Origin of the sequence: Prevotella sp. C561, from assembly GCF_000224595.1 — a bacterium.
GTDB lineage: Bacteria > Bacteroidota > Bacteroidia > Bacteroidales > Bacteroidaceae > Prevotella > Prevotella jejuni.
In genome coordinates, this window is sequence record NZ_JH114155.1 from 78,091 (window position 1) to 81,502 (window position 3,412).

Below are 3,412 nucleotides of genomic sequence, written 5' to 3' on the forward strand. Positions count from 1 at the left end.
ATCGGACTCCCCAACCTATTTCTCTTAAGTAGGGGAGCTCCTAACGGGATATAGTAGGGGCAGGTCTATAATTTTCCAACCTATTTCTCTTAAGTAGGGGAGAGCCTAACGGGATATAGTAGGGGATAGATATCGAACTCCCCAACCTATTTCTCTTAAGTAGGGGAGAGCTTAACGGGATATAGTAGGGGATAGATATCGAACTCCCCAAGCTATTTCTCTTAAGTAGGGGAGAGCTTAACGTGGCAGAGTTGAGGACAGCATGAAGGCTTTTGAAGCTGGTAAATGCAAGTATTGTCCTTACGTTTCTCTGCTCGTTCCAAAGTGAATTTCTATTATTAACTAATACATGTATTTCCTCATGCACATTCATTTATGAGTGTAGCAGGGTAGGAGAACTAAAAATTAAACTATTATGGCGAATAGACAAGAACTAAACCGCAACCTTGCCCAGATGTTGAAGGGCGGTGTAATCATGGACGTAACCACACCAGAGCAGGCTCGTATCGCTGAGGCTGCAGGTGCTTGTGCAGTAATGGCCTTAGAGCGTATCCCTGCTGATATACGTGCTGCTGGCGGTGTGTCACGTATGAGTGACCCTAAGATGATCAAAGGTATTCAAGATGCAGTGACTATCCCTGTGATGGCAAAGTGCCGTATTGGTCATATTGCTGAGGCTCAGATACTACAGGCAATAGAGATTGATTACATTGATGAGAGCGAGGTTCTCTCTCCTGCGGATAATATCTATCATATCGACAAGACCCAGTTTGAGGTGCCATTTGTCTGTGGTGCACGTAATCTGAGCGAGGCCCTGCGTCGTATAGCAGAAGGTGCAACAATGATACGTACCAAGGGCGAGCCAGGTACTGGCGATGTTGTACAGGCTGTTAGTCACATGCGTCTGATGCAGAGTCAGATTCGCGAGCTCGTTGGTAAGCGTGAGGACGAACTCTTTGAGGCTGCTAAGCAGTTGCAAGCACCTTACGACCTCGTGAAGTATGTACATGATAATGGTAAGCTTCCTGTGGTTAACTTTGCTGCAGGTGGCGTGGCTACTCCTGCTGATGCGGCGTTGATGATGCAGTTAGGAGCCGAGGGTGTGTTCGTTGGGTCTGGTATCTTTAAGAGTGGCGACCCTGCTAAGCGTGCAGCAGCCATCGTGAAGGCGGTTACAAACTATAATGACCCTAAGGAGTTGGCAGCGTTGTCAGAAGACTTAGGTGAGGCTATGGTTGGTATCAACGAGCATGAGATTGAAGTGCTCATGGCCGAGCGTGGACAATGAGAATTGCTGTTCTTGCCCTGCAGGGGGCGTTCTTAGAGCATGAGATGATGCTCAGCAAACTGGGTGTCGACTGCTTTGAGGTGCGCCAATTGGAGGATTGGCAGCAGGAGAAAGATGGGTTGATAATCCCAGGGGGCGAGAGTACCACCCAAGGTAAACTCCTTCGCGACCTTGGTTTACTTACCCCTATTCGTGAAGAGATAGAGGGAGGGCTGCCTGTCTTTGGTACTTGTGCGGGTTTGATACTCCTTGCTCGTGAGGTAGAGGGGAACAGTCCGTCTGCTCCTGTCCCTCCTCGCTTGGCTACAATGCACACGACTGCTGCCCGTAATGCCTACGGTAGGCAGTTAGGAAGTTTCCACGTGGAGGCTTGCTTTAAGGGGATTGAGGGCGACATACCAATGACCTTCATTCGTGCACCTTATATTAAGGAGGCAAGCGAAGAGGTGGAAGTACTCTCAGAGGTCGATGGTCATATCGTTGCCGCTCGTCAAGGAAACCAACTTGTTACTGCTTTTCATCCCGAATTAGACGATGACATGCGTGTGCATGAATACTTCTTGAAGATGGTGAAGAGTAGATAATCCTTAGTTCCAAAGTGTTTCTTTGGAATGAAAAAGGGACATAGATTAGATGTGTATAGGCTGTTATGGATGCTCATGAGTGTCTGTAATGGCCTATATCTGTATCTGTAAGTTGCTTTAATGTCCCTCTTCTTATTGTTTGATTTGCGTTTAATAGTGATAGAGTCTATCATTCACACTATAGGTTTGTGGGATACCCACTATGATATAATAAGGTGAGGAAGGTTTATGATGGGCGTCATGATAATGGATGAAATTTCTTTGGGGGGATGGTGTGATGCGTGAACTTATCCCTACAAGAATACTGATAGAGAGAGAAAGAATACTAACCATACGTATAGGAATTGTTGATATTTTTCGTTAATCATTTCCCCTTTTATTCGAGAAGAGGCTGATGACAGGGCAAGAAGAGACTCTTCTATATTCAAGAATATGCCCTTCTTGGGTGTTGAAGACGCCCTTCTTGAAGCAAGAAAGGCGTCTTCTTTAACACAGTTTGTAACCTGTTGATTTCTTGTTGGTTATAAATTCGATAATAGGAGACGTTATGCACTTATTGAGAGAGTGTTTGGTTTGTTCTTATATAAACATATTTTACGCCCTTACAGTGACTTTCGAAGAGTGAAATGCTTATCGAGATAGTCCATATAAAAAGACTATCAAAGATAATAGGGCACGTACGTTCGGCAAGAGACGCAGGCGTTAAGGCGCAAGTTCAACATAGAACTGTAATCTTAAGTGCTGGTGTAGCTTAATAACCTGAGCTCGGGATAAGTATCATACCACTCTTCCGTTTGGTTTAGTACAACGCCTCTTCAGGCTCAATCTTTTGATTGGGTCTAAAGATAATAATGAAACAGATTACTTTAAAATAATGTAAGCTGCCTTGAATGTTGCTCTATAGCAAAGTCTATGTTCACAGCTGGCTTCTTTTCAAAGAAACTGTAGGCTGCAATAGCAGAGAGAACATTCATTGCGAAATTAAATATGCTTCTATGCCTTGAATGCACTAATTTAGCTACATTCTTTAGCTCATCATTGATAGTCTCTATAATAGATCTTTTCCTTAAAGGAATTCTATCATAAAGTGGCATTAGTTTATTTTTCATGTTACTCCTAATGCCAGTAACTAAATTTATTCCATCATTGAACAATCTCTCAAATAATCCTTGAGATATGTACCCTTTGTCTGCAAATAATTTACCAAATACATTGTCTGTCAATCTGTTAAATACATTTTCGTCTCGGTCATCAACATTTGCTTTAGTAAGCATAAAGTTTAGGATCTCACCTCTTTCATTACAGATAAGATGTAGTTTGAATCCAAAATACCATCCCATTGTACTCTTGCCTCTTGTTGCATAATTTCTAAAAACCTTATTGCGATAAATACGTTTATTATGACAAACTGGAATACAAGTTGAGTCAATGAAACTAATACCAGTACACCTCCCAAAACAACATATCTGTAGGAACATCATCATCTCTACAGAGACTCGTGCTTCTAATTCAAGAAAACGATTAATAAGACAATTGATTT

General features: G+C 42.6%; 3 protein-coding genes. 2 read left to right on the forward strand and 1 reads right to left on the reverse strand.

Annotated features, from left to right (window positions below; translation table 11 throughout):
* Nucleotides 1-415: 415 nt before the first annotated feature.
* A complete protein-coding gene (gene pdxS / locus HMPREF0666_RS14060) occupies nt 416-1,288 on the forward strand; it encodes a pyridoxal 5'-phosphate synthase lyase subunit PdxS (RefSeq protein ID WP_009013030.1) in 873 nt (290 codons plus the stop codon).
* The gene (gene pdxT / locus HMPREF0666_RS14065) at nt 1,285-1,872 is read left to right on the forward strand and encodes a pyridoxal 5'-phosphate synthase glutaminase subunit PdxT (RefSeq protein ID WP_009013031.1); all 588 of its coding nucleotides are present in this window, start codon (nt 1,285-1,287) and stop codon (nt 1,870-1,872) included. Before pdxS ends, pdxT begins: the two co-directional genes overlap by 4 nt.
* Before the next feature lie 866 nt (nt 1,873-2,738).
* Here the strand turns inward: pdxT and HMPREF0666_RS14070 are convergent.
* On the reverse strand, nt 2,739-3,412 hold a 674-nt coding region (locus HMPREF0666_RS14070), incomplete at its 5' end, for an IS982 family transposase (protein ID WP_042856444.1).

Bases quoted from the DNA above. Each gene is read 5' to 3' on its own strand.
- pdxS (WP_009013030.1), top strand. From the start codon at position 416: ATGGCGAATAGACAAGAACTAAACCGCAACCTTGCCCAGATGTTGAAG.
- pdxT (WP_009013031.1), top strand. From the start codon at position 1,285: ATGAGAATTGCTGTTCTTGCCCTGCAGGGGGCGTTCTTAGAGCATGAG.